Annotated in this window: 4 protein-coding genes; all 4 read right to left on the reverse strand. The window is 72.2% G+C overall.

The genetic code is table 11. The features are described 5' to 3' along the window. On the reverse strand, window positions 1-434 hold a 434-nt coding region (locus AC3A4H_RS23505; protein ID WP_487768864.1), incomplete at its 3' end, for a response regulator. Continuing rightward, a complete protein-coding gene (locus AC3A4H_RS23510) occupies window positions 431-1,324 on the reverse strand; it encodes a CheR family methyltransferase (protein WP_487768865.1) in 894 nt (297 codons plus the stop codon). The genes AC3A4H_RS23510 and AC3A4H_RS23505, both read right to left, overlap by 4 nt. Further along, window positions 1,321-1,785, reverse strand: coding sequence for a chemotaxis protein CheW (locus AC3A4H_RS23515; RefSeq protein ID WP_348781275.1), 465 nt, complete (start codon window positions 1,783-1,785; stop codon window positions 1,321-1,323). Before AC3A4H_RS23515 ends, AC3A4H_RS23510 begins: the two co-directional genes overlap by 4 nt. A 4-nt stretch (window positions 1,786-1,789) precedes the next feature. After that, on the reverse strand, window positions 1,790-3,607 hold a 1,818-nt coding region (locus AC3A4H_RS23520), incomplete at its 5' end, for a chemotaxis protein CheA (RefSeq protein ID WP_487768866.1).

Raw genomic sequence — 3,607 nt, forward strand, 5'->3', positions numbered from 1 at the left:
GCCGGCGCGTGCGCGGCCGATGCTGCCGCCGGCGGGCGGATGCGGGCGCGCGCCGCCGCCTTGACCGTGGCCAGGAGCGCGTCGAAGGCGCCCTCGTCGCTGAACGAGGCCTTGGCGATGCAGTCGAAGGCGCCGATCTCGAGCGCGGCCAGCGTCGCGGCGGCGTCGCGGCCGGTCAGGCTGGAGACCATGATCACCGGCATCGGCCGCAGGCGCATGATCTTGTCGAGGAAGTCGAGGCCGTTCATGTTCGGCATCTCGATGTCGAGGGTGACGACGTCGGGGTTGAGCGCCTTGATCTTTTGGCGCGCCTCGAGCGGATCGGCGGCGTGGCCGACCACCTCGATGGCCGGGTCGCGGCGCAGCACCGCCGTCAGCAGGCTGCGCATGGTGGCGGAATCGTCGACGATCAGGACACGGATCGGGGGGGTCACAGGCCGGCCTCGCGCAGCTTGTAGGTGGTGATGCCCTCGAACTGGAAGCTGGCCGCCGCCGGCCCCGAGACCCGCTCGGAGTGGCCGATATAGAGGTGGCCGCCGGGGGTCAAGAGCGGCACGAAGCGGCTCCAGATCCGCGCCTGCGTCGCCTCCTCGAAGTAGATGACGACGTTGCGGCAGAAAATCGCCTGGAACCGGCCCTTCATCGGCCAGGCGCCGATCAGGTTGAGCTCGCGGAAGGCGACCAGGGCGCGCAGCTCTTCGCCGACGCTCCAGGCCCTGGCCTCGCCGGTGCGCGCCGGGACAAACCAGCGCCGGCGCAGCTCCGCCGGCACCGGCCTGAGCGCCGCCTCGCCGTAGAGCCCGGCGTGGCCGGCGGCGACCATGTTGGCGTCGATGTCGGTGGCCAGCACCTTGATGTCGTGGCGGGCGGCGTCGGGCATCAGCGACAGGATGGTCAGCGCGATCGAATAGGGCTCGGCGCCGTTGGAGCAGGCCGCCGACCACAGCCGCACGCGGCCGCCGGCGCGCGCCGCCTCGAGCAGCGGCGGCAGCACGCGCTGCGCCAGATGCTCGAAGTGGTGGGCTTCGCGGAAGAAGCTGGTGACGTTGGTGGTCAGCGCCGCCAGCATCTGCTGGCGCTCGCCGGTCCCCTCGGCCGAGGCGACGAAGGCGCAGTAGTCGGCAAAGCTCGCCAGCCCGAGCGCGCGCAGGCGCTTGGACAGGCGCGAATAGACCAGCGCCGCCTTGGCCTCGGTGAGGTGGATGCCGGCGTCGGCCTTCAGCATCGCCGCGATCTGGCGCAGATCCTCGCCGGTGAGGGCGAACTCGCCCTCGACCAGGCGCGGCGCGCGGCGCGGCCGGGCGGGTGCGGTCGTGTCGGTCATGCCGCGATCGGGTCGACGGCCTGCAGCACGTTGTCGAGCGCGATCAGGCTGATCATGCGGCCCTCGATCGCCAGCACGCCGCGCACGAAGGTGCGGGCCATCTCGGAGGCGACGTCGGGCGTGGGCTGGATGGCGTCGTCGGTGACCGACAGGATGTCGGAGACGGCGTCGACCAGAAGCCCGACGACGCGGTCGTCGACCTGCACCACCATGATGACGTGGCGCACCGTCGGCTCCGGCGGCGTGAAGCCGAGCCGGGCGGCGAGGTCGACGATCGGCAGCACCGCGCCGCGCAAATTGATGACGCCGCGCACGAAGGGCGGCGCCTTGGGCAAGACGGTGGCCGGGGCCCAGCCGCGGATCTCGCGCACCGACATGATGTCGACGCAGAACTCCTGCGCGCCGATGCGGAAGGCGATCAGCTCGCGGCTTGTGGTGTCGTGTCTGGCGGTCTCGGTCATGGCGTCATCCTGCTTCGGCGAGAACGGGGTCGGGGCTGGGCATGTCGGCCTGCGAGCTGGCGATCACGGCGTCGACATCGATGATCAGGGCGACGCGGCCGTCGCCGAGGATGGTGGCGGCGGCGATGCCGGGCACGGCGCCGTAGTTGGATTCCAGGCTCTTGATCACCACCTGGCGCTGGCCCTGGATGGTGTCGACCAAAAGCGCGCTGCGCCGGCCGCCCTCGGTCTCGACCAGGATCGCCACCGCGCTCAGCGGGTCGGTGGCGGCGGCGCGGAAGCCGAGCTCGCGGCCGATGTCGATCAGCGGCGTGAAGGCGTCGCGCACCGCGATCACGCGGGCGGCGCCGCCGAGCCCGTGCACGTCGGCGGCCTTGGGCTGCAGGGTCTCGATGATGGCGGTCAACGGCACCACCAGCGTCTGCCCGGCCACGGTCACCACCATGCCGTCGAGCACCGCCAGGGTCAGCGGCAGGCTGAGCGTGAAGGTCGAGCCCTTGCCCGGCCGCGAGGCGATCGACAGCCGCCCGCCCAGCGCCTGGATCGAGCGCTTGACCACGTCCATGCCCACCCCGCGGCCGGAGATGTTGGAGACCTCGGTCGCGGTCGAGAAGCCGGGCAGGAAGATCAGATTGTCGACCTCGTCGTCGGACAGCACCGCATCGGCGGCGATCAGCCCCTTGTCGACGGCGAGCTGCCTGACCTTGGCCCGGTTGATGCCGGCGCCGTCGTCGGCGACCTCGATGACGATGCGGCCCGAGCGGTGCATGGCCGACAGCCGCACCAGCCCCTCGGCCGGCTTGCCGGCGGCCAGCCGCTGGTCGGGCGTCTCCAGCCCGTGGTCGATGGCGTTGCGGATCATGTGGGTGAGCGGGTCGGTCAGCCGGTCGATCACCGTCTTGTCGACCTCGGTGCCCTCGCCCTCGGTGACGAGGCGCACCTGCTTGCCGGTCAGGCCGGCGACCTCGCGCACCAGGCGCGGCATGCGCTGGAACACCGACTTCACCGCCTGGGCGCGGATGGCCATGACGCAGTCCTGGATCTCGCGCGTCAGCTGCTCGAGCTCGTCGAGCCCGATCACCACCGCCGAGCCCGGGGCGTGGCCGGCCTCGATGACGCGCTGCGACAGCATCGCCTGGTTGATGACCAGCTCGCCGACCAGGTCGATCAGCCGGTCGACGCGCTCGAGGTCGGCGCGGATGGTCTGCGGCGCGGCGTTTGCCGCCGTCTCGGCGCGGGCGGCCTTGGGCGCCGGCTGTTCGGCCGCGGCGAGCTCGGGCTTTGCGGGTGTCGGTTCTGCGGCGGGTTCCGCCGCCGCCTCAGGCTCCCCCGGCGCCGGCTCCGCCGCCGCCTCCTCCCGGATCGAGCGCAGCAGCGCGTCGATGTCGAACGCACCGCCCGCGGCATCTTCGGCCGCGTCCCCGGCATCATCCTCGGCCGCGATCTCCAGCTCGCAGTCCCATTCGACGAACTCGAACGCCTCGCGGATCGCCGACTCGCCCTTGTCGGTCTCGAGCTTGAGCGTCCAGTCGAGATAGGCGCCCTCCGGGTCGAGCGCGTCGAGCAGCGGCACCGCGCTCGCGTCGCAGCTCGCCTCCAGGCGCCCGAGCCGCTCCAGCTCGCGCAGCACCAGCGCCGCCTCGTTGCCCTTGGCATAGAGCTCCGGCCGCGGCTTGAAGCGGATGGTGTAGGCGCGCGCGGCCGGGCCCGCGTCGGCAAGGTCGTCGGCCCCGTCGGCGGAAAGATCGGCGCCAAGACCGGCGCCGAAGTCGAGCGCCACCCGCACCGGCTGGAACACCAGCCCGTCCATGTCGTCGCCGGC

The sequence above is a fragment of the Pseudaminobacter sp. Soil_N_29 genome (genome assembly GCF_057656055.1).